Source organism: Novosphingobium sp. PC22D (genome assembly GCF_002556635.1).
Taxonomy (GTDB): Bacteria; Pseudomonadota; Alphaproteobacteria; order Sphingomonadales; family Sphingomonadaceae; genus Novosphingobium.
On record NZ_MWMO01000017.1, the window covers coordinates 1 to 22795 of the forward strand.

Consider the following 22795-nt stretch of genomic DNA (forward strand, 5'->3'; position numbering starts at 1 on the left):
GGCTTTGCCTATCTGGCGGTGGTGATCGACCTTTACTCCCGCCGAGTGGTGGGCTGGTCGATGCAGAACCGCCAGATCACCGATCTGGTCCTGCAGGCACTGCTGATGGCGGTGTGGCGCAGGAAGCCGAAGAACACCGTGCTGATCCACTCGGATCAAGGATCGCAGTTTACCAGCATGGACTGGGCCTCGTTCCTGAAGGCGCACAACCTGGAGCACTCGATGAGCCGGCGTGGCAACTGCCATGACAACGCGGTGGTCGAGAGCTTCTTCAACCTGCTCAAGCGTGAACGCATCCGGCGACGGACCTATCGCTCACGAGACGAGGCCAGGCAGGATGTGTTCGATTACATCGAGATGTTCTACAACCCGATACGCAAGCATGTGAGGAACGGGATGCTGTCACCCGTAGAGTTCGAACGGCAGCAGATGATGAGCACCGAGGGCGTCTAGACAACTCGGGGCTATTCACAGTTCCGGCAGGTGATAAGCAATATGGTCGAAATGGAGGCGACCACGCTGGCGGTCATTCACGTTTTTTGGGCAACCTCCGCCATGCTTTTAATGGCCACGGCCCTCATCTGGCTCGCCCCGCGACCGACGAAATCGGGCGGCATGTCAATGGGGCATTGAATCGCGAAACGAGCTGCCGCGATAGTCATTTCGCCGACTTGGCCTCCACTAACGTGGCAATTGCCGCGGGAACAGAAGTGTCCTCAATTGTGGGAGGAATTTCAAAAGGCTCGCTGTTGACGATCTTGCGCAGCAAGTTGCGCAGAATCTTGCCGGAACGGGTTTTGGGCAATTGCGGCACAACATGGACTTTCTTCAGAGCCGCCAGCGCGCCGAGCTCGTCGCGCACGGCTTCAACTGTGCGGCTTGCCAGAGCCTCGTCGCCGTCGTGCCCGGTGCGGGCAGAGACAAAGGCAATCGGAATCATGCCTTTGATCGGATCATCGGCGCCAATTACAGCACATTCGGCAACGCCGTCCTGGCTCGCGACGATCTGTTCCATCTGACCGGTCGAAAGCCGGTGACCAGCGACATTGATGATGTCGTCGGTGCGCCCCATGATGTGGAGAAAGCCGTCGAGGTCGCGATAGCCGGCATCGCCCGTTTCATAGAAACCGGGAAAAGTCGCAAAATTCTTCTCATAGCCCGCCTTGTTGTTCCAAAGGGTCCGGAAGGCCCCAGGCGCTAGCGGCGCACGAATGACGACATTGCCGCTGTCGCCTTCGGCAACGGGCTTTCCGTGATCGTCCAGGATCGCGAACTCATAGCCCGGCACCGCCAAGCCGGCGCTGCCGCGCTTGCGGCGTCGATCACCCAGGCCAATGCAGGTGGCGATGGCGGGCCAGCCCAGCTCTGTTTGCCACCAATGGTCGATCACGGGCAGGCCGCTGTTCTGTTCAAGCCAGTCTATCGTATCGGGATCGGCGCGTTCGCCAGCCAGAAAGATTGCCTGGCATCGTCCGGTGCCGATCTGCCCGAGCAACCTTCCGTCAGGGTCTTCCTTGCGGATGGCGCGGATTGCGGTCGGCGCGGTGAAGAACGACTTCACGTGGTGACGGGCGATGATCCGCCAGAATGTCCCGGGGTCGGGTGTTCCGACCGGCTTGCCTTCGAACAGGACGGTTGTCGCTCCGACGAGCAAGGGTCCATAGACAATATAGCTGTGACCGACCACCCAGCCGACATCGGAAGCCGCCCAGAACGTGTCGCCGACTTCGATACCATAGATATTTTCCATGGACCAGGCCAGCGCCACAGCATTTCCGCCATTCTCGCGCACCACGCCTTTGGGCAGGCCAGTTGTTCCCGAAGTGTAGAGTACATACAGCGGATCGGTTGCCGCTACCGGAGCGCAGGGCGGTATTTCATCGCCAATGGTGCGTGTACGAAGTTCCATCCAATCGATATCGCGGTACGGGTTTAGCGTGGCGGCAACCTGTTCGCGCTGGAGGAGCACGACGTTCTGGACCGGGTGAGAGGTCAGCGCGATCGCCTCGTCCACCAATGGCTTGTAAGCGATCGTTCGTCCGCCTTCGATCCCACAAGAAGCGGTCAAGACAAGTTTCGGCGTGGCATCGTCGATGCGTTTGGCGAGTTCGAGTGGCGAAAAGCCGCCGAACACCACCGAATGAACCACACCGAGCCGGGCGCAGGCGAGCATGGCAAAGACGGTCTCCGGGACCATCGGCATGTAGATGACCACCCGATCTCCTTGCGCCACTCCCAGGTTCTTGAGCATTGCTGCCACCCGACCCGTTTGTTCGAGAAGTTCGGAATAGCTGTACCGCTTGATCGTCTTGGTGACCGGGCTGTCGTAAATCAGCGCAGTGGATCCGCCGCGACCTGCTGCCGCATGCCGGTCGAGACAATTATGGCAGGTGTTCAGCTTGCCGTCCGGGAACCATCCCTCAATATCATCAAATGCCACATTCGGGGGCGTGAACCAGTCGATGGCTTGGGCTGCCCGCCCCCAGAATTCGGCTGCGTTCTCGCTGGCTTCTTGCTGTGCCCTCTCAAGGCGGCGTATTGCGCCCTGCGACGATGGGTTTCCGGTTGAACTCATTTTTTGACTTTCCTCGACAACAGGATCGACGCGATTATGATCAGCGATCCAAGTACATGATATTGCTCAAACCTCTCTCCCAGGAGCGGTACAGCCATCAATACGCCAAACACCGCCGGAAGGTTCATGTAGATGCCGGCCCGCATCGATCCAATGAGGGCAACCGCCCGGTTGAACAAGGCATAGGAAACGAGTGAAGGAAAGATGCCAATGAACACCAGCGCACTTGCCGAGGTTAGCGAGAGAGCGGACGGGCCTTCGAGCAACAGGTGCAATGCGTAGGGGATGGCAAGCGAGACGATACCCGCCGCAAACAACACCACCAGCAGGCTCAGGTGATGCAGCTGGGGTGCCTTGCGCAAGGACGTCGCATAGGCGGCGTAGAGAAACACCGCGGCCAACGCTAGCAGATCGCCAGTGTTGAGCGCCTCGAGGCGCAGGTTCGCCAATTGCCCCTTGGTCATGAACCATGCGACGCCCAAGATCGACAGTCCGGCGCAGGCAAAATGGAGCAAGGCCACGCGTTCGCGGAAAATCACTGCCGGCATGACCAGCGTCATGATCGGCATGGTGGATTGGAGCAGCAGATTGTTTGTTGCCGTAGTCAGCTGGAGACTACTGTAGACGAGCAAGGAAAAGACCCCGACACCAAAGAACCCCAGCAATCCCAGGAAGGGCCAGGACCGGCGAATAGCCGGAAGGTCATCGCGAAGATGCGGCCAGGCGAATGGCAGGACACATGCCGCGGCGATAAGCCATCGCCAGAAGCCTATCGTCACTGGGGTCAGGTCGTCTCGAATCGCCCGACCGACAATCGGGTTCAATGCCCAAAAGAAACTTGCCAGGCACAGCAGCAGCGTCGGAGTGTGCCAAAAACTGGACACAATTCCGTGCCTGAAACGTCGGACGTGATCGACTGTCGACATTGCACTCTCACCCGGCACCGGGGACCGAAAGATACGGCTTGCATCCCACAAGTGCATTGCATATGGTGCATCGCGTTGCATGTATAGTGCGAATCGACTATGCAGTACTCAGACAAAAATGCATGGGAGCGATGTTATGAAAGGATCGTCGGCACTCGTCGACAACATCGGTGCGAGCCAGTCTCGCCGGGTGTTCTGGGATCAAGATGTCTATCAGCTGGAGCTGGAGCGGATATTCTCGCGATGCTGGCTCATGCTCGGACATGATTCGCTAGTTCCCAAACCGGGCGACTTCATTACTACGTACATGGCAGAAGACCGTGTCATCTTGTCGCGGCAGCCGGACGGTTCACTGAAGGCGTTCATCAATTCCTGCACTCACCGCGGCAACCAGATCTGTCATGCCGACAGCGGCAGCGCCAAGGCGTTCGTGTGCAATTATCATGGTTGGGTTTTCGGTCAGGATGGTTCGCTCGTCGATGTTCCGATGGAAGAGCGGTGCTATCACAGCGATCTCGACAAATCCAAGCTGGGGCTCGCGCCGATCCGGGTCGAAACTTACAAGGGCTTCATCTTCGGCTGCCATGATCCCGAAGCGCCCTCGCTTGAGGACTATTTGGGGGACTTCTGCTGGTACCTCGATACGATCTGGGATGGTCCGGACGGTGGTCTGGAACTGCTCGGGCCGCCGTTGAAGAGCACCCTCGCCTGCAATTGGAAAGTCCCGACCGAGAACTTCGTCGGCGATGGGTATCACGTGGGCTGGACGCATGCCGCCGCTCTCCAGATGATCGGGGGCGAGCTGGCTGGCCTATCGGGCAATCGCGCCGACATGCCGTTTGACGACCTTGGTCTGCAATTCACCATGCGGCATGGCCACGGGTTTGGCCTGATCGATAACGCGGCGACTGCGATCCACGTCAAGCGCGACGGGTACGTCAAATATCTCGAGGAGACGCGGGGCGGAATTCGCGAAAAATTCGGGCCGGAGCGCGAACGGCTTTATGTCGGTCACTGGAATACGTCGATCTTCCCAAACTGTTCGTTCCTCTACGGAACCAACACCTTCAAGATCTGGCATCCGCGCGGGCCGCATGAAATCGAGGTCTGGACCTATACCATGGTGCCGAAGAATGCCGACACCGAAACTAAGCGGTCGATCCAGCGCGAAGCGATCCGTTCATTTGGTACGGCGGGAACGCTCGAAAGCGACGATGGCGAAAACATGTCGTCGGCCACCTACAACAACAACGGTATCATCACCCGCAAGGGGTGGATGAATTCGAGCATGGGCAAGGACCGCGAAGGGCCGCACCCCGTCTATCCAGGAATTGTCGGGGTCAGCTTCATCGGCGAAACTTCGTATCGAGGCTTTTATCGTTTCTGGCAAGAAATGCTCGATGCGCCAGATTGGGCCGCCATCCGGGCCAATGACGATACCTGGGATGCAATGTGGACCAACCGTAATTTCTGGCCTGAACGTCTGTCGGCGAAGCAAGCCGAGCCGCAAGACTGATCCCGACAGCAATCTGGACCGCAAGATGACCGAAACACGCAAGCCCGTAGGCATGGAACTGCATCATGCCATCGTCAGTCACTATTCCGCCGAGGTGCGGATGTTGCAGAACCAGCAATATCGCGAATGGTTCGATACTGTAATCGCCGAAGATATCCATTACTGGATGCCAGTTTACGAACAGCGGTTCGCACGTGACCGCCGCCCGGATCCAACCCCGGGGGATGCCGCAATCTACAACGATGACTATGCCGAGCTGCAGCAGCGGGTCGACCGGTTGCTGACGGGTCAGGTATGGATGGAAGATCCGCCATCACGTATCCGCTATTTCGTCACCAATGTCGAAGCATTCGAAATTGCACCGTTTGAATTCGAGGTCTTCTCTAATGTTCTGGTGCACCGCAATCGCCGACAGAGCGAAGTTTACGTGCACACGCTGGGACGCGAAGACAAGCTGCGGAAAACAGACAGCGGCTTCAAGGTATTCAGCAGAAAGCTGAATATCGACGCGCGCGTCGTGCAGGACAAGAATCTCTATTTCTTTGTATAAGCAAATTCAATCAACTGGAAATCAGGAAACGGGAGAGCAAGAATGGACGCATACGCGGCAATTATCGAGCGTCAAGGCGGCGAATTCGTTCTGGATAACGTCTCTATCGAGGATCCGCGCGACGGCGAAGTGCTGGTCAAGGTTGCCGCAGCTGGCATGTGTCATACCGACCTGACGGTTCGCGATCAATATTACCCGACGCCGCTGCCGGCGGTGCTGGGCCATGAAGGTTCGGGCGTTGTCGAAAAGGTCGGACGTGGCGTCACCACTGTCAAGCCAGGCGACAAGGTCGTGCTCTCCTTCAGCTATTGCGGCACCTGTCCATCGTGCCTCAAGGGGCATCAGGCCTATTGTCCGAGCCTGTTCCCGCTCAATTTCATGGGCCGCCGCCTGGATGGTTCGACGCCGATTACCCGCAACGGCCAAGAGGTCAACGCCTGCTTCTTCGGGCAATCCTCGTTCGCGACCTATTCGATCGCGTCGGAAAACAACTGCGTCAAGGTTGCCGACGACGCACAGATCGAACTTTTGGGCCCACTGGGCTGCGGTATCCAGACCGGGGCGGGCAGCATCCTCAATGCGCTTTGTCCCGAACCTGGCTCCTCGATCGCGATCTTCGGGGTCGGGTCGGTCGGCCTCAGCGCAGTGATGGCCGCCAAGGCCTCGGGCTGCCTCAAGATCATCGCGGTTGACCGCAACGCAGACCGCTTGGAACTGGCGCGCGAACTGGGCGCCACCGATGTGATCGACGCCAACACGGTCAACGCTCAGGAAGCGATCGTCGCGATGACCGGTGGCGGCGCCGACTATGCCATGGATACCACCGCCATTCCAGCGGTGCTGCGCTCGGCGGTGGACAGCACGCACAACATGGGTGAAACCGCAGTGGTCGGCGGGGCGAAGCTGGGCACCGAATTTTCGCTAGACATGAACAACATGCTGTTTGGCCGCAAGTTGCGCGGCGTAGTCGAAGGATCGAGCACCCCGCAGGTCTTCATCCCGCAACTGATTGCGATGCAGGAAGCCGGGCTGTTCCCGTTCGAGAAGCTCTGCACCTTCTATGATCTCGACCAGATCAACCAGGCCGTCGAGGATACCGAAAAGACCGGCAAGGCGATCAAGGCTATTCTCAAAATGTAGGCCCACGGGGCGGTCACCAGGACTTCCAGCTGAAATGAAGAGCGTATTTTCCTTTGGTTCGGGCATTGGACCCGAAGGCGCGCTCGTGCTGGACAAACGCGTCCTTGGCGGGAAGGGCGCAAATCTTGCAGAAATGGCGCAAATCGGCCTTCCGGTCCCGCCGGGCTTCACTATTGCCACCGGCGAATGCCTCGCTTATCTTGACCACGGCAGAGCGTCACTTGATCGCATCCGCGATGAGGTTTCGGCTGCTTTGGGGCTGGTCGAACGGGCGACGGGCAAGACGTTCGGCAATCCTCGCGATCCCCTGCTGGTCTCGGTGCGTTCGGGCGCGCGGGTATCCATGCCGGGGATGATGGACACGATCCTGAACCTTGGCATCAATGATGCGACCGTCACCGGCCTGGGCCAGACCTCCGGGGATGAGCGGTTCGCGCTCGACAGTTATCGCCGCTTCATCCAGATGTATTCCAGTGTCGTGCTCGAAATCGAGCATGGTGTATTCGAGGCAGCCCTTGACCGCATCAAGGAAGATCGCGGCGTCGATGAGGATATCGATCTTCGAGTGGAGGATCTGCGCGGCGTGATCGCGACCTTCAAGGATCTCGTGCTTGCCCATCACGGCGCGGCCTTTCCTCAGGATGTACAGGAACAACTCTGGACGGCAATCGAGGCGGTGTTCCGCTCATGGGACTCACCGCGAGCCAAGGTCTACCGGCGCCTGAACGATATCCCCGGAGATTGGGGCACGGCGGTTAACGTCCAGGCCATGGTGTTCGGAAATCTTGGCGAGACTAGCGCTACCGGCGTCGCCTTTACCCGCAACCCTGCAACCGGCGAGAAGGCTTACTACGGCGAATGGCTGGCCAACGCCCAGGGTGAGGATGTTGTCGCCGGCATCCGCACGCCCCAGTATCTGACCAGGGCTGCCCGCGAAGCCGCAGGTGCGCGGCTTCCCTCAATGCAGGAAGCGATGCCGAAGGCCTATACCCAACTTGCTGAGGTGTTCGAACTGCTGGAGCGCCACTATCGCGACATGCAGGACATCGAATTCACAGTCGAACGCGGCAAGCTCTACCTCCTTCAGACCCGTTCGGGCAAGCGCACCGCCAAGGCCGCGCTCAAGATTGCCGTCGACATGGTCGAAGAGAGCCTGGTCGACGAAGTGACCGCGCTGCTCCGCCTCGACCCGGCCTCGCTCGACCAGTTGCTTCACCCCTCGCTCGATCCGAATGCCCCGCGGGTGCTGCTCGGAAAGGGTTTGCCTGCCTCGCCCGGGGCAGCCTCGGGAGGTGTGGTATTCGATGCGGAAACAGCGGCACGGTGGGCCGAATTGGGAGAGAAGGTCATCCTCGTCAGGCATGAGACGTCGCCTGACGACATCCATGGCATGCACGTCGCAACCGGCATCCTGACGGCGCGCGGCGGCATGACCAGCCACGCGGCCGTGGTCGCGCGGGGTATGGGCCGGCCATGCGTGGCGGGCACCGCCAGTCTCAAGATCGACCCGGTCGCGCGGGTCGCCGAGATCGGCGGCCAGCGGCTCGAAGAGGGCGCATTCATCACGATCGACGGTTCGACCGGCGAAGTGTTCCTGGGCGAACTGCCGACGATCCTGCCCAATCTTTCGGGCGATTTCGCAACGGTGATGGCATGGGCTGACAAGCATCGCCGCCTGAAGATTCGGACCAACGCGGAAACCCCGCTCGATTGCGAAATGGCCCGCCGGTTCGGGGCCGAAGGGGTCGGGCTTTGCCGAACCGAGCACATGTTCTTCGATGAAAGCCGGATCCTCGCCATGCGGCAGATGATCCTGGCCGACAGCGAAAAGGAACGACGCTCCGCGCTCGACCAGCTATTACCCGAACAGCGCGCCGACTTCCGCCGGATCTTCGAGATCATGGAAGGCTTGCCAGTCACCATCCGCCTCCTCGATCCGCCGCTGCACGAGTTTCTGCCGCATACGGATAGCGAACTCACCGAGCTTTCGCGGGCGATGGGTATTGACGTGGAGCAGGTTCGGCATCGCGCAATCGAATTGACGGAAGCCAACCCCATGCTGGGGCATCGAGGCTGCCGACTGGGCGTGGTTTATCCCGAAATATACGAAATGCAGGCTCGCGCGATTTTCGAGGCTGCGCTCGAAGTCGCGGGCGAGGCGGGCATGGCGGTCTGTCCCGAAATCATGATCCCGCTGGTCGGATTGCCGCATGAACTGGAATCACTGAAGGATACCCTGTACAGGGTCGCTGAAGTCGTGTTCGCCGAAAAAGGCGAGCGGATCGCCTTTAGCGTTGGCACCATGATCGAGCTGCCGCGGGCAGCCCTGGTTGCCGACGAAATCGCTGCAAGCGGGGAATTCTTCTCGTTCGGAACCAATGATCTGACCCAGACTACGCTGGGGATCAGCCGCGACGATGCGGCGCGTTTCCTGGGTGCTTATGTGGAAAAAGGCATTATCGCCAAGGACCCGTTCGTCACCCTCGATATCGAAGGGGTCGGCAAGCTGATCGAAATGGCATCGCGCAAAGGGCGCGAAACCCGGCCCGACCTAAAACTGGGGATCTGCGGCGAGCACGGCGGCGATCCGGCCACGATCGCCTTCTGTGAGGAGATCGGGTTGGACTATGTCAGCGCATCGCCTTTCCGGGTGCCGATTGCCCGACTGGCTGCGGCCCAGGCGGCGCTGGCGCCTCCATGAACGGACGATGCAAGCTGAAATTCTGAACCAAATCGAGATGAGGTGCACCTAAAATGGAATATGATCGTAAGGATGCCAAGGCCTGGGCAACGAAGACCGTAAGGGGCTTCTATCAGTGTCCGATCACCCCGATGACCGCCGATTACAAGTTCGATGTGGACGGTATCCGCTACAACATCGATAAATATGTCGAAATGGGCGTAGATGGCTTGGCCGTCGGCGGGTTCATCGCCGAATGCTGGAACGTCTCAGCGTCAGACTGGTTTCGCTATCACGAGATCGTTGCCGAGGCGAATGCCGGGCGGCTCGATCTGTGGACCATCGTGCTCGATCCAAGCGTCTATACCGCGATCGAGAAGATGCAGTTCGTCGAGAAGCTCGGGTATAACGGGGCTGAGGTGATCAACCCGGTTGTGCAGCTCAAGCGCGACGACGAAATCTATTCCTGGTTCAAGTTCCTGACCGACCACACCGATCTGGCCGTCTGCCTCTACCGGACCCCGGTTTCGGGCACCGTGCTGAGCTGGGACCTAATGCGCCGCCTGGCCGATATCGAAACCGTGATCGGCGTCAAACAAGGTGCCATGAGCCGTGCCGAGACAATCAAGATCCGCCAGCTAATGCCTGAAGGCTTCAACACGATGGAGCCATTCGAATACTTCTTCCTCGACGATCTGCGTCTTGGCGGCACCGTTTGCTGGGGTGAATTGTCCTACATGCTGTACGGCAAGAAGCGCCATTTCGCCAAGGAATACATCCGCCTGGCGCATGAAGGAAAATGGGAGGAAGCGCGGGCCGCTTCCGATCAGCTCAGCGAAGTCCGCGAATTCTATCACGACAACTTCCTGTGGGATATCGCCCGCACCGCGACCTATGCCAGCGCACTTGCCAATGTGAAGGCCTGGTACGAAGCGATTGGCCTCAAGGCTGGCCCGATCCTGCCGCCGGTGGCTGATGTGACGCCGGAAAAGAAAGAGCAGATCAGGGCCAAGCTGATCGAACTGGGCATTGCCTGAACCGAACCAACGGGAATCCCAAAGCATGTCCAAGCAATTGCATTTCTGTTTCCACGGCGCCGGCGGGCTAGGCTCGGTCATCGGCGGATTCCTTGCGCGCGGCGGCCACAAGGTCACGCTGATTGCGCGCAAGCCCCATGTCGAGGCGATCCGCCGGGATGGCCTGAGTATTTCGGGTGTGCGGGCGCAATTCGTCCAGCGCGAAAACCTCTTCGCGGTCGAAACGCCCGAGGAGGTTGAAGGCGACATCGACTATTACATCCTGCTGACCAAGGCCAAGGGTACCGATCAGGCGCTGGACGATGCGCAGGTGTTGGTCGATCGCACCGCTTGCGCGCTGACTTTGCAGAACGGCGTGGGCAAGGAAGGCAAACTCCAGGCCGCGTTTGGCAAGGACAAGGTGATCGGCGGCTCGATCATGGACGGGGCGACCCTGCTCGAACCGGGCAAGGCGCTCAATCACATGGCGGTTCCCGTCACCGCTTATTTCGGCGAGCTGGAAGGCGGGGAGAGCGAGCGCACGCGGATCATGGCCGAAGCGCTCGACGCTGCGGGCATGGGTTCGCGCTCAACTCCCGATATTGTCCATGTCCATTGGGAAAAATTGGTTCAGGTCGGTGGAGCATCGTCGTGGAGCGCCAGTACGCTGGGCGCGCTTCCAAAGCTCGATTTTGTGGATGGTGTGGCGGTTCGCGAAGGCGCCGAACACTATGTCCACGTCGTCAAGGATCTGCTGGCGATCTACAAGGCACTTGGCTACGAACCGCAGAACTATTTCGCGCCTGTATCCAGATTGGTCGAGATTGACCGTGAAGGCTTTGAAGAGGCAGTGTCCGGTGTCATGGCGATGGGCACCAGATTCAAGCCGGAAAACCGTCCCGTCCGCACCTCGATGCATGACGATCTCGTAGCGGGCCGGCGGATGGAAGTTGACGAGGTCCTGGGGCCGCTCGCGGCGGCAGCGGAGCAACTGCAGGTTCCTGCGCCAGCCTTCCTCAGCGCCTATCGGGTGCTCAAGACTTTGAACAGCTATCTGTAGTGAAAGATTGACCATGAGGCGTTATTCTATCGCCAGCATTCCGGGAGATGGAATTGGCCGCGAGGTGGTGCCTGCCGCAATCGAGGTGCTGACGGCGGCAGCGGCCAAGTGCGGTTTCGTGCTCGAATTCCGGCACTTCGACTGGAGCTGCCAGACCTACCTCAAAACCGGCAAGATGATGCCCGATGACGGGCTAGATCGGTTGCGGGATCATGATGCGGTGTTCCTCGGCGCGGTCGGCTTTCCCGGGGTACCCGATCATATCTCGCTGTGGGGGCTGCTGCTGCCGATCCGGCGCGAGTTCGAGCAGTACGTCAATCTGCGTCCGGTGCGGCTGCTGCCGGGCATCGCTTCGCCTCTGCGCGACAAGGCTCCTGGCGACATCGATTTCTGGGTGGTGCGCGAAAACTCGGAAGGCGAATATTCCCAGATCGGCGGTCGGACCGGGACCGGCGAGAACGAAATCGTCGTCCAGCAGGCGATCTTCACCCGCCGGGGCACCGACCGCATCTTGCGCTATGCCTTCGACTTCGCTCGGCGGAGCGGGCGCAGGCATGTGACCAGCGCGACGAAGTCCAATGGACTCTATCATTCGATGCCGTTCTGGGACGAGCGCTTTGCCGCGATCGGCGCCGAATACCCCGATGTTGCCGCCGATCAGTATCATGTCGATATTCTCGCCGCACGCTTTGTGATGTCGCCCGAACGGTTCAATGTGGTGGTTGGTTCGAACCTTTTTGGTGATATCCTATCCGATCTGGGGCCGGGAATCACTGGCACCATCGCTGTGGCTCCTTCTGCTAACCTCAACCCCGAACGGCGGTTCCCTTCGATGTTCGAGCCGGTCCACGGGTCTGCCCCGGACATCGCCGGGCAGGGCATCGCCAATCCGATCGGCCAGATCTGGTCGGGTGCAATGATGCTGGAGCACTTGGGCGAAGACGAAGCCGCCGCGCTGGTGATGCGCGCGCTCGAAGCCTCGCTCATTGCTCCTGATATTGACAGGACCCCCGATCTTGGCGGAAACGGGACAACCGCCGGATTTGCAGAGGCAATCCGCACCAAGTTGCTGGGATTCTAGCCTGAAGGCTGGCGATCCTGGCCATGACGAAAGGAAACAGGGTGATGGCTGCCTATTTCATCGGATCGATCAAGTCGCACGACGAAGCCTGGGTGGCAGACTATATGGCCGCGGTTCCGGCGCTGATCGGACGCCACGGCGGGGAGATGGTCTGCCGTTCGCACGAGTTCGTCCGTTATGAGGGCGAGGGAGCCGCACCTGACTATGTCGTGGTGATCCGGTTTCCTTCGATGGAGGCGATCGACGCCTTCATGAACGATCCGGACTATGCGCCGCACAAGGATGCGCGCATCGCCTGCGCCACATCGGATATCTTCGCGATCGCCTGAGGAGGCCGCCATGAAGGTTCTGCGTACTTACCTGATCGCCGTGGGGATCTGGTATCTCTGCAATCTCGTGCTGCTCTGGCCTCCGGTCTACGGCGCGGCGCTGCCGTTGATCTACCCTGGGATCGCGCTGGGGCAGGGGACGCCGATGTTCGGCCTGTTGCTCGACGCATGGCTGATCGTCGGCGTCCAGTTGGCCGCGATCGGCGTCGTGGCACTATGGGGTGCTCGCGACCCGATGCATTACCGCGCGCTCGTCCCGGTGATCGTGCTGACCGAGTTGGTCGGTTCGGCCTGGGACATCTATAGCATTGTCTGGAGCGGTGAGGCTTTGTGGGTCGGGTTGACGACCTTGGCAGCGCACGCAGTGATTGTCGCGGGCGCTTGGTTTGCCGTGCGCGCGGTTGAGCGGGAAACCGCCGGATCAGTCAAGGCGTAGTCCACGGGCGCGCAACCGCGCAATAACATCGTCTGCCGCAGAGCAGGGCAGCCCTGCCTGCCGGGCGAAACGAGGAATCGCGCCGGTGAGGTGAGCGAATTCCGAAGGTCTGCCGCTTTCGAGATCGCGCTGCAGCGAACTGGTGACGTCGGGTGGAAAGCGGCCGATGAAGTCCAGCTTCTCGTATATGCAATCGGGCGGCAATTCGATGCCCAACGCCGCTGCGATCCGTTCGACCTCGGCCATGGCCTCGCGCAAAAGCGCGCTGGCCTGGGGATGGCCCAGCACCTGACCGACCTTCAGGCCGAACGCCGGGGCCACCGCGCCGATCGTCGCGGCCATCAGGAACTTGTCCCACAACGCTGGGCGCATGTCGCCTGTCAGAGTGGTGGGGACCCCAGCGGCAATAAGGTCGCCCGCAAGGATTGCCGAAGCCTGTCCGGCAGCCGGGTCGGTTGCGCGATCGGCGACCGGGCCGGCCAGCAGCGTGGCGGGGACGCCGGTGTGGCGCACGATCCCGTCTTCCAGCTCGAAGAAGCCGTGCATGCGTGCGCCAAGCACGACAGCGCGGGGCAGGGCGGCCTGGGCGATGCCGGGTGCTTCGACCCCATTCTGCACCGTCAGCAGCGTGAAGCGGCTTCCGCGCAGTGGTTCGAGCAGGGCAAGCGCGGATTCGATCTGAAACGTCTTGGTTGCCAGGATGGCATGATCCGGCGGCGTTGCGGGATCGCATGCTGCGGACACCGGCACACGCACTTGCCGCTCGGCCCCGCCTTCGGACAGCAGCACGCCGGTGTTTCGCAAGGCCTCGAGCCGCGCTCCTCGGGCGATCAGCAGAACTTCATGCCCGGCGTTGTGCAACCGCGTGCTCAGGAAACTGCCGATTGCCCCGGCGCCGATGATGACAAACCGGCTCACCGCATCAGGCGAAGAAGCGGTTTTCCGGGCGCGGCAAGCCGAGATGATCGCGCAGCGTTTCGCCTTCGTATTCGGTGCGGAAGAGGCCGCGCGCCTGCAGTTCCGGCACGACCTTGCCGGTGAAGTCTTCCAGGCCTTCGGGCAGATAAGGGAACATGGTGGTGAAGCCGTCGCAGGCGCCCTGCTCAAGCCAGTGCTGCATTTCATCGGCGATGGTCTTGGCGGTGCCGACAAAGGCCAGCCCGCCATAGCTGCCGGCCTTGGCGGCGAGTTGCCGGATCGTCAGGTTCTCAGCTCTGGCCAATTCGATCATGAACCGCCGCGAACTTTTGCTGGCGTTGGATTCGGGGATGTCGGGCAGGGGGCCATCGGGATCGAAGCTCGATACGTCGTGACCCAGCATGCCGGACAGTGAATGGATGCCGCTGTCGTAGTGGACCAGGCTGTCCAGTTTCGCGCGTTTCGCTTGGGCTTCCTCGACGGTGTCTCCAACAACCAGGAATACGGCCGGCATGATCTTGATGTGATCGGGATTGCGTCCTACCGTCGCCGCCCGCCCTTTGACGTCGTCGTAATAGGCTTTGCTGCCTTCCAGCGTCGATTCCGCAGCAAATACGGCTTCGGCGGTTTCGGCAGCGAGCTGGCGGCCCGGGTCCGAGGCACCGGCCTGGAAGATGACCGGCCAGCCTTGAACCGGACGGGCGATGTTAAGCGGCCCGGTGACCGAGAAATGCTCGCCCTTGTGGTTCAGCGCACGCATCCGGGCGGGGTCGAAATAGATGCCCTTTTCTGCGTCCATAACGAAGGCATCGTCGGCGAAACTGTCCCACAGCCCGGTCACCACGTCATGAAACTCGCGGGCGCGGTGATAGCGCGCGGCGTGATCTGGCTGGGTCTCCAGGCCGAAGTTGCGGCTGCTGTCCGGATTCGAAGTGGTCACAACGTTCCAGCCGGCCCGCCCGCCGCTGATGTGATCGAGAGAGGCAAAGCGGCGCGCGACATGGAACGGCTCGTCGTAAGTGGTCGAGGCCGTTGCGACGAGGCCGATTCGCTCAGTCACCCCGGCCAGTGCGGAAAGCAACGTGAATGGCTCGAACGAGGTCACAGTGTGGCTGCGCATCAGCGCCTGGCGTGGCAGGTTGAGCACGCCGAGGTGATCAGCCATGAAGAAATAATCGAACTTGGCAGCTTCAAGGCTGCGGATGAAGCGCTGGATCGCTTTGAGGCTGAAGTTCGCGTCGGGTAAGGCACCTGGATACCGCCAGGCTCCGGTGTGGATGCTGACCGGACGCATGAACGCCCCGAGGTGAAGTTGCTTGGCCATCAGTGCGTTTCCCGGTCTGGAGGTACGGCCGGACCATACCGAACGGTCCGGCCGTTATTTCGTTAGGCAGGCTTTGCCTTGCCTTGCGCTTGGTCGAGTTCCCGGCGAACCGCAAAGTGGTCGTCATAGTTCTCGGGCTTCAGGGCGAAGGCTTTCTGGCGCGTGATACGGTTGGCGTTGATTTCATCGTACTTGAGGTAATAGGCCTTGTGCATCCGGTAGAACGGGATTTCCGGCCAGAGGTGGTGGATCAGGTGGTAATTCTGATAAACCATCAGCGGGTTGAGCAACCATTCCCAGCCGAACCGCATGGTTGTCGCCATGTAAGGGTCTTCGTCTTGCGCGATGATCGCGGGATGATGTGGCAGGATGACGAAGACGATGGCGATGAGGAACAGCGTGATCCGTGACGGCACGAACCACAGCATGAACAGTTCCCAGCCGAAGCCGAAGTAAATTGCCGCAACGAACAGCAGCGCGAGGAGCGAATAGAAGACAAGCAGTTCGGTGCCATGTTTCTTGCGCACGTTCTGACCATATTTGACGAAATACCAGATGTAGGCACCATCGAAGAAGGTCCAGCGGAATGTAACCTGCCACCAGGGCGATTCATGCTCGAACCGGTCGGGGTCTTTGGGTCCATTGGTATGCGTGTGGTGCTTGTTGTGGACCCAGCGGACCAGGACCATCGGGGCATAGGGAAAGAGGAAGAACAAGCCGATCGCGCCGATCGATTCGTTGATCCAGCCAACGCTAGACAACGACTTGTGCGAGGCGTCGTGGATCACGCTGAAGAGCAGATAGGTGATCAGTCCGTTGGCGATTGCGCCGACCCAAAGCGGAAGCATCGAGTTCAGCGCCAGGTACCAGGTCGTTGCGATCCCTGCCATGGAAATGACAAACAGGAGAGCCGTCGGCAGGGCGAGAACGGGCGCCTTTCGCAGCTGTTCGAAATGCTCTTCGGACGATCTGGGAAACGCGATTGCAGCCATTACCCGGGTTCCTTTCCTCTCACTGGCTTAGAAGCGCCTAGTTGGGTTGACGCTTGGCCTCTTTGTCGTATTTGACCGAGGTTATGCTCTTGAACAATTTTGCCGCCTACACTATTCGTTGGACAATATGCAACTCTTTTCCCGTCATGCAAGGGGACTTCGGGCCGGGCAATGCTGGTAATGGGAGTACCGAATGAATGCACGCAAGGCTAGCCAGCTTTCAGCTAAAGGTGATGAAATGGAACATCAGGCTACCGAGCGCTTGCCTCCCAAAGATTTGAGCGCGAATGATTCGCCGCGCAAGGCTATCCAGTCCGTGGAAATTGGTGTTCGCGTCCTCAGGGCCTTGATGGATTGCCCAAGGGATGGCGCACATCTGCGTGATGTTGCCGAGAAATCGGGTCTGTCACGCAGCCAGGCACACCGTTACCTGCTGTCTTTTGTCAATACAGGCGTGGTCGAGCAGAAGGTCCAGAATGGCCGCTATGCACTAGGTGAGTTTTCAGTTCGTATTGGCATGGCCGCGCTGGCGCGGGTGGAGCCGGTACGGATCGCTGGCGATAATCTGGCGAGCGTGCTGGAAGAACTGCAAACGACTGGGTTGCTGTCGGTCTGGGGCAATTATGGGCCAACGGTGATTCGCTGGATCGATGGCGGTCTGCCCCTGTTTACCAGTTTGCACGTCGGCTCTGTTTTGCCCTTGCAGGCTTCGTCCACCGGCATCCTGTATTTGACCCATTGTTCACGAGCTTTGACTCGGCCCGTCATCGCCCAGGAGCGCGCCAGCGGGCTGGTGGTTTCCGACGACGAACTGGAAAGGCAGATAGTCCAAGCGCGCGAGATGGGATACGCGACCACACAGGGTACAGTTGTGCCTGGTCTCTCTGCCTTGAGTGTACCTGTGCTTGGTTCCGGGAACAGGCTTGTTGCAACGATGAGCGTTCTCTCGCGAGTTCAGGACAAGCATTTTTATTCGAAGCCGAAGATCGAAAAGATCCGTTCGGCGGCCATAGCAGCGAGTCGTGCGATCGGCTGGCAAGGATAGCTCCTGCGGTTTTCCATCAGAAGTGGACTGGCCTCCATATTGGTGGACCGGCTTCATGGCGGGGGCGCTGCCAGGCCCGACCATCCGGAAGGTATAAAGATTGTCGCTGACCCATAAAGAGCCAATCGGCAAACGGGAGTTCATCGCCATGATGGCGATGATCCAGGCATTGCAGTCACTTGGGTTTACAACTTTGCTTCCGGTCTTAGGTGTCATGGCAAACGATCTGGGGGCAAGCGGTTCAAACCAGCGGCAATGGGTCATCGGCACCTTCCTGATCTGCTCCGGCCTGTTTTCGCTCGTCCCGGGGACGATCTCCGACCGGCTTGGGAGGAAGCCGGTCCTGCTGGTTTGCATGGGCCTGTTCGCCCTGATCAATCTGCTTTGTGCTTTCGTGGCTGACTTTTCCGTCCTGCTGGCGGCCCGCGCGCTGCTTGGCTGTGCCTCGTCCGCCCTGACCGTCCTTCCTATGGCGATCATTCGCGACCGCTATCAAGGCGAAGACATGGCCAAGCTGCAAGCCTTTGTCGCGATGCTGTTTATGGCAGTCCCGACCCTTGCCCCAAGTTTGGGTTATGTGATCTTTACTACGCTCGGCTGGCGTGCCGTCTTCATTGTCATCGGCGTGCTGTCGATGGGAGTGTCAGCATGGTATTTCTACCGCATGGAAGAAACGCTGCCGCTTTCCCGGCGGCAGTCCCATGGTGCCAGAGAATTGTTCGGTAACATCCGCCTCGTTCTGACAAACCGCCGGTCGATCGGTTACGTCATTGGCATGGCCCTGATTTTCGGCGCTCACTTCGGCTTCATCAACAGCTCGCAGCAATTGATCGGCGAACATTTCGGGGCCGGCGGGGCCTATTCGGTAATCTTTGGCTTGATGGCGGGCTCGATGATGCTGGCCAGCATTGCCAATTCTGCGATCGTACACCGTTTCGGAACCCGGCGGCTTGGGCATGCCGCGATCCTCTGCTACCTCATCGTCTCGGTCTGCCAGGTCTATCTGGCATCGCGCCCGGGCGAGACCTTGTTGCAATTTGTCTTGCTGATGTCCGCGAACATGTGCCTGCTGATCACGGTATTCATCAATTTCACCGCAATTTCACTGCAGCCGTTCGGTAAGCTCGCTGGCGCTGCCGCCTCGGTCCAGACCTTCTTTCGGTTGGTACTTGGTGCTGGGCTGGGTGCCTTGATCGGTCAGGCCTACGACGGTTCGCCACTGCCTTTGGCCTATTCGCTCGTTGGCGTGGCGACTGTGACTATTCTACTGGTACTGTTCAGCGAGGGGGGCAGACTGTTCGCAGCGAGTGTGGCGGTACGGACGAAAGGCTGATCGCCGGACTTATTCGACCTTGAAGGGCTGAGGTATGCCCGGTGCCGGTCGGTCCGAAACCATTCTCACACCGTCTATCACGATCGGGCTAGCGACACCCTTGTAGCCTTCCGGGGTTACCGCCAGACCCCTTGCAACGACATGCGGATCAGCGAACACTTCGTCGAGCTCGTTGATCGGTCCGGCGGGTACGCCCGCGTCCTCCAGCGCGTTGAACAGTTCCTGCCGGTTCCATCGGGCCGTAAGCGTCTCCACGGTTTCGATAAGTTCGGACCTGTTCGCAAGCCGTGCGGGGTTGGTGGCGAAGCGTGGGTCTTCATGCAGTGAACACCGCAAAACGCGGCACAAGCTGGCGAACTGGCCGTCGTTGCCGGCCGCAATCACCAAGGGCCCGTCAAGCGTGGGGAAGGCTTGATAGGGTGCCAGATTGGCGTGACCGTTGCCGAACCGGCGCGGCACATTACCCGATGTCATCCAGTTCATCGCCTGATTGGCCATGACCGCCACCTGGGTATCGAGCAGTGCCATGTCGATGTGGGCGCCGCTGCCGGTGCGGTCCCGGCGGTTGAGCGAAGCGAGGATCGCCACCGTGCTGTACATGCCCGTGAACAGATCGGCCACGGCGATGCCCGCCTTCTGCGGTTCGCGATCGGGTTCGCCGGTCATCGACATCATGCCGCCCATGGCCTGGGCGATGAAATCGTAGCCTGCGCGGTGGGCGTAAGGCCCGGTTTGTCCGAACCCTGTGATCGAGCAGGTGATCAGGCGCGGGTTCAGTGCGGAAAGCGCGGCATGGTCAAGCCCGTACTTCGACAGCCCGCCGACCTTGTAGTTCTCGATCACGATGTCTGCGCCGCTTGCCAGTTCGCGAATGATGGCCTGGCCCTCCGCGCTGGCGATGTCGATTGCGAAAGACCGCTTGCCGCGATTGGTCGAATGGAAATAGGCCGCTCCCAAATTGGTGCCATCTTCCGCTGTCACGAACGGCGGCCCCCAATGCCGCGTATCGTCTCCTACACGGGGCCGTTCGATCTTGATCACTTCGGCGCCAAGGTCCGCCAGCAGCTGTCCGCACCATGGGCCAGCCAGGATGCGGGCTAATTCAAGCACCCGGACGCCATCAAGCGGTTTGACCGGGTCACTGGAACGAGGCGTCTGCCAAGCCGGTTTCGCCATAGCCTCAGTTGCCGCCCTGTGCCGCGATACGCTCACGCCAGACCCGGAGTCCGTCGCCCGCGCCCTTGGCCAAGGTGAGGCTGTCGATCCCGTTGGCGATGAAGCGGGCACCGCCATCGAGGAACTGCTGGACGAGCCGCTCGTCGCGCGAAAGGATCCCGGCCGGTTTGCCGGTTGCCACGATACGCGCCAGCGCCTCGCCGGTCAGCTTGAACAGGGCATCGAAGCTGCTTCCGCCCAGCAAACCTTCGGTCGCGGCCAGGTCCGCAGGTCCAAGAAACAGCGCGTCGATCCCGTCCACTGCGGCGATCGCCTCAATATTGTCGACGGCGGTCGCGGTCTCGATCTGGGCGATGATGCAAACCTGCGCATTGGCTTCTGCGACATAAGCAGGATAGCCACCCCAGCGCGCGGCACGGGCGCCACCGAGGCCGCGTTCGCCTGCAGGCGGATAGCGGGACGCAGTTACGATGGCCTGGGCCTGTTCGGCGGTTTCGACCATCGGAACCATCAGAGTCTGCGCTCCAAGATCGAGAACCTGCTTGATTGCTACCGGATCGTGGCCGGCAATCCGGACGATCGCCGAACACGGCGGCGTCGCCTCGATCGCACGCAGCTGCGCGACGATTCCGGGCAGGGTCTGCGGGCCATGTTCGCCATCGATCAGCAGCCAGTCATAGCCCTGGCCCGCACTGATTTCGGCAATGTCTGGATGGGCCAGGGCCAACCAGAAGCCAAGCTGGACCGGACCTTCGCGCAAGGCCGCCTTGAAGCGGTTGACGGGTGTTTGCATTGTCGCCCTCTATACGAACCGGAACCCAATTGAACCAAACTCGCCGAAATCGGCGTTGAAGACATCGCCCGGCGCCGCTTCGACCGGACGCGTGAACGATCCGCCGAGCACGACCTCTCCGGCTTCTAGCCCTTGCCCCCAGGGCGCGAGCCGCCTTACCAGCCACGCGACGCCGTTGGCGGGATGGTTGAGAACCCCTGCCGCAAGGCCGGTCTCCTCGATCACCCCGTTGCGGCTGAGCAGCGCGCCGATGCGGCGCAGGTCGAGCCCGTCGGGTTTCGCCGGCAGACCGCCGACAATGATTCCGGCATTGGCGGCATTGTCGCTGATCGTGTCCAGGACCTTGCGCGCGGCCCCGGTTTCGGCATCCTTGGGATGCACCCGTGTGTCGATGATTTCGATTGCCGGAACCACATAGTCGGTGGCGCTCAGGACATCGAAAATCGTCGTCTGTGCTCCTTCCAGGCGGCGCCCGAGCACAAAGGCCAACTCGACCTCGACCTTGGGCGTGATGAACCGCGCGGCCGGAACGTCGCTGCCCTGTTCGAACACCATGTCATCCAGCAAGGTGCCGTAATCGGGTTCGGTGATTCCGGCTGCCTGCTGCATCGCGCGCGAGGTCAGGCCGATCTTGTGACCAAAGACGGTCCGGCCGCGCTCTCGCTTGAGATCGACCCAGGCCTGGTTGATGCGGTAGGCATCCTCGATCTGCATGCCTGGATAGCGCACGGAGAACGGCCGGATCCGTTCGCGGGTCTGCTCGGCATGGTCGAGTTCCTGCGCCAATTGCGCGACCAGTCGATCGTCGAATGTCTCGCCTGTCATGTGTCCTGCTCCCAATGCGCAACACTTGGGAAAACTCATTGCACAATGTCAAACGATATCTTAGGCTCCGGCGAAATTGACTGTGAACTCCGGCAAGGAGTCGCGCGGATATAAGGAGTCGCGCGGATATTTCGTCAGGATCACATGGGAGAATGTCATGGCTGCTGAAGGGGTTATCAGGGAAGAAAAGATCACGGGCCGGGGCTTGACCTCGCACACCCTCTTGGCCGGCGATCCGTCCAAGCCGGCAATTCTGCTGCTTCACGGTGCGGGTCCGGGCGCACATGCCGCATCCAACTGGTATCACCTGATGCCGGACCTCGCCGAAAACTTCTTCGTGATCGCGCCCGACCTGATCGGTTTCGGCCAGTCGGTGATTCCCGATCCGTGGCCTGACAGCGTGATGGGCTGGATCGGCACCCGGGTCGACCAGTGCTTTGGCCTGCTTGAGGCGCTCGGTGTGAAGAAGGCCCACGTTGTCGGCAATTCGATGGGCGGCGCGCTGACCCTGCAGATGATGAGCGAGGAGCCCGACACGATCGACAAGGTGGTGCTGATGGGTTCGATCGGAGCCCCCGGCCCGCGCACCCCGGAACTGATCCGCCTGCTCTCGTTCTATTCCGATCCACGATATGCCCGCTATCGCCAGGTGATGCACAGCTTCGCCTACGATGCCGAGAAGTTCGAAGGCATGGAGGAAATCGTCGAGAACCGTTACAAGATCGCCACCGATCCGGGAATCATGAAGACCGCGGTCAAGATGATCGATTCGATGAAGAACGGCATTGAGACGCTCAACATGCCGCCCGAACTGCTGGGCAAAATGCCGCACGAAGTGCTGATCTTCCATGGCCGCCAGGACCGGGTGGTGCCGCTCGACACCAGCCTCTACCTGATCCAGCATCTCAAGCATGCCGAGCTGTACGTTCTCGACCGTTCGGGCCACTGGTCGCAGCTGGAACGGTGGGATGTCATGCGTCCGATGATGGAAATCCATTTCGGCGCCCGCACGTTCTAGGCGGTTGGCCTCGTTGCATGTCTGGTCAGCATTTTCACCAAGGTCCGCGATTGGGTACTTCG

The 22795-nt window shown here is 60.3% G+C and carries 21 protein-coding genes; 13 read left to right on the top strand and 8 right to left on the bottom strand.

The genetic code is table 11. The features are described 5' to 3' along the window. The coding region (locus tag B2G71_RS19590; RefSeq protein ID WP_141521636.1) for an IS3 family transposase at window positions 1-453 on the top strand (453 nt) is incomplete at its 5' end. 205 nt (window positions 454-658) lie between these two features. On the opposite strand, the gene B2G71_RS19600 is transcribed toward B2G71_RS19590, so the two are convergent. Next, window positions 659-2575 carry an AMP-binding protein gene (locus tag B2G71_RS19600; RefSeq protein WP_098108407.1) on the bottom strand — a complete coding sequence of 639 codons (1917 nt, stop codon included), beginning with the start codon at window positions 2573-2575 and terminating at the stop codon, window positions 659-661. After that, entirely contained in the window at window positions 2572-3501 is a 930-nt protein-coding gene (locus tag B2G71_RS19605; RefSeq protein ID WP_066762459.1) for a DMT family transporter, read from the bottom strand. Before B2G71_RS19605 ends, B2G71_RS19600 begins: the two co-directional genes overlap by 4 nt. 136 nt (window positions 3502-3637) lie before the next feature. Between B2G71_RS19605 and B2G71_RS19610 the strand changes: the two genes are divergently transcribed. The 9 genes from B2G71_RS19610 to B2G71_RS19650 are packed head-to-tail and all read left to right on the top strand — an operon-like array spanning window position 3638 to window position 13309. Continuing rightward, entirely contained in the window at window positions 3638-5017 is a 1380-nt protein-coding gene (locus B2G71_RS19610) for an SRPBCC family protein (RefSeq protein ID WP_066762456.1), read from the top strand. 25 nt (window positions 5018-5042) lie between these two features. Continuing rightward, window positions 5043-5567: an aromatic-ring-hydroxylating dioxygenase subunit beta gene (locus B2G71_RS19615; protein WP_066762449.1), complete on the top strand. Its 525-nt coding sequence runs from the start codon at window positions 5043-5045 to the stop codon at window positions 5565-5567. A gap of 42 nt (window positions 5568-5609) precedes the next feature. Further along, the gene (locus B2G71_RS19620) at window positions 5610-6707 is read left to right on the top strand and encodes an NAD(P)-dependent alcohol dehydrogenase (protein WP_066762443.1); all 1098 of its coding nucleotides are present in this window, start codon (window positions 5610-5612) and stop codon (window positions 6705-6707) included. Between the two features lie 34 nt (window positions 6708-6741). Further along, window positions 6742-9408 (top strand): pyruvate, phosphate dikinase, encoded by a 2667-nt coding sequence (gene ppdK / locus B2G71_RS19625; protein WP_098108408.1) that lies wholly within the window; start codon window positions 6742-6744, stop codon window positions 9406-9408. A gap of 53 nt (window positions 9409-9461) precedes the next feature. After that, on the top strand, window positions 9462-10424 hold the full coding sequence (locus B2G71_RS19630; protein ID WP_098108409.1) for a dihydrodipicolinate synthase family protein: 963 nt from the start codon (window positions 9462-9464) through the stop codon (window positions 10422-10424). Window positions 10425-10449: 25 nt separating this feature from the next. After that, on the top strand, window positions 10450-11463 hold the full coding sequence (locus tag B2G71_RS19635; protein WP_098108410.1) for a 2-dehydropantoate 2-reductase: 1014 nt from the start codon (window positions 10450-10452) through the stop codon (window positions 11461-11463). Between the two features lie 13 nt (window positions 11464-11476). Continuing rightward, complete coding sequence (locus tag B2G71_RS19640) at window positions 11477-12544, top strand: tartrate dehydrogenase (protein ID WP_098108411.1); 1068 nt, start codon at window positions 11477-11479, stop codon at window positions 12542-12544. 44 nt (window positions 12545-12588) lie between these two features. After that, window positions 12589-12873: a DUF1330 domain-containing protein gene (locus B2G71_RS19645; protein ID WP_098108412.1), complete on the top strand. Its 285-nt coding sequence runs from the start codon at window positions 12589-12591 to the stop codon at window positions 12871-12873. A 10-nt stretch (window positions 12874-12883) separates the two neighbouring features. Beyond that, the gene (locus tag B2G71_RS19650; RefSeq protein WP_098108413.1) at window positions 12884-13309 is read left to right on the top strand and encodes a BphX family protein; all 426 of its coding nucleotides are present in this window, start codon (window positions 12884-12886) and stop codon (window positions 13307-13309) included. On the opposite strand, the gene B2G71_RS19655 is transcribed toward B2G71_RS19650, so the two are convergent. From B2G71_RS19655 to B2G71_RS19665, 3 genes are all read right to left on the bottom strand, one after another. Continuing rightward, a complete protein-coding gene (locus B2G71_RS19655; protein WP_098108414.1) occupies window positions 13295-14227 on the bottom strand; it encodes a 2-dehydropantoate 2-reductase in 933 nt (310 codons plus the stop codon). The genes B2G71_RS19650 and B2G71_RS19655 overlap by 15 nt on opposite strands. 4 nt (window positions 14228-14231) lie before the next feature. Further along, the gene (locus tag B2G71_RS19660; RefSeq protein WP_098108415.1) at window positions 14232-15551 is read right to left on the bottom strand and encodes an LLM class flavin-dependent oxidoreductase; all 1320 of its coding nucleotides are present in this window, start codon (window positions 15549-15551) and stop codon (window positions 14232-14234) included. Between the two features lie 62 nt (window positions 15552-15613). Beyond that, on the bottom strand, window positions 15614-16543 hold the full coding sequence (locus B2G71_RS19665) for a fatty acid desaturase (protein WP_098108416.1): 930 nt from the start codon (window positions 16541-16543) through the stop codon (window positions 15614-15616). Window positions 16544-16736: 193 nt separating this feature from the next. Between B2G71_RS19665 and B2G71_RS19670 the strand changes: the two genes are divergently transcribed. Beyond that, the gene (locus B2G71_RS19670; protein WP_240530244.1) at window positions 16737-17588 is read left to right on the top strand and encodes an IclR family transcriptional regulator; all 852 of its coding nucleotides are present in this window, start codon (window positions 16737-16739) and stop codon (window positions 17586-17588) included. Between the two features lie 100 nt (window positions 17589-17688). Next, complete coding sequence (locus B2G71_RS19675) at window positions 17689-18921, top strand: multidrug effflux MFS transporter (RefSeq protein ID WP_229660418.1); 1233 nt, start codon at window positions 17689-17691, stop codon at window positions 18919-18921. A gap of 9 nt (window positions 18922-18930) precedes the next feature. On the opposite strand, the gene B2G71_RS19680 is transcribed toward B2G71_RS19675, so the two are convergent. The 3 genes from B2G71_RS19680 to hpaH are packed head-to-tail and all read right to left on the bottom strand — an operon-like array spanning window position 18931 to window position 21715. Then, window positions 18931-20097 carry a CoA transferase gene (locus B2G71_RS19680; protein WP_098108418.1) on the bottom strand — a complete coding sequence of 389 codons (1167 nt, stop codon included), beginning with the start codon at window positions 20095-20097 and terminating at the stop codon, window positions 18931-18933. Window positions 20098-20101: 4 nt separating this feature from the next. Next, on the bottom strand, window positions 20102-20857 hold the full coding sequence (locus B2G71_RS19685) for an HpcH/HpaI aldolase/citrate lyase family protein (protein ID WP_240530245.1): 756 nt from the start codon (window positions 20855-20857) through the stop codon (window positions 20102-20104). A 42-nt stretch (window positions 20858-20899) separates the two neighbouring features. Further along, a complete protein-coding gene (gene hpaH / locus B2G71_RS19690; protein ID WP_098108420.1) occupies window positions 20900-21715 on the bottom strand; it encodes a 2-oxo-hept-4-ene-1,7-dioate hydratase in 816 nt (271 codons plus the stop codon). 205 nt (window positions 21716-21920) lie between these two features. Here hpaH and B2G71_RS19695 point away from each other — a divergent pair, with 205 nt between their 5' ends. Next, on the top strand, window positions 21921-22733 hold the full coding sequence (locus tag B2G71_RS19695; RefSeq protein ID WP_240530246.1) for an alpha/beta hydrolase: 813 nt from the start codon (window positions 21921-21923) through the stop codon (window positions 22731-22733). The last annotated feature ends 62 nt before the right edge of the window (window positions 22734-22795 follow it).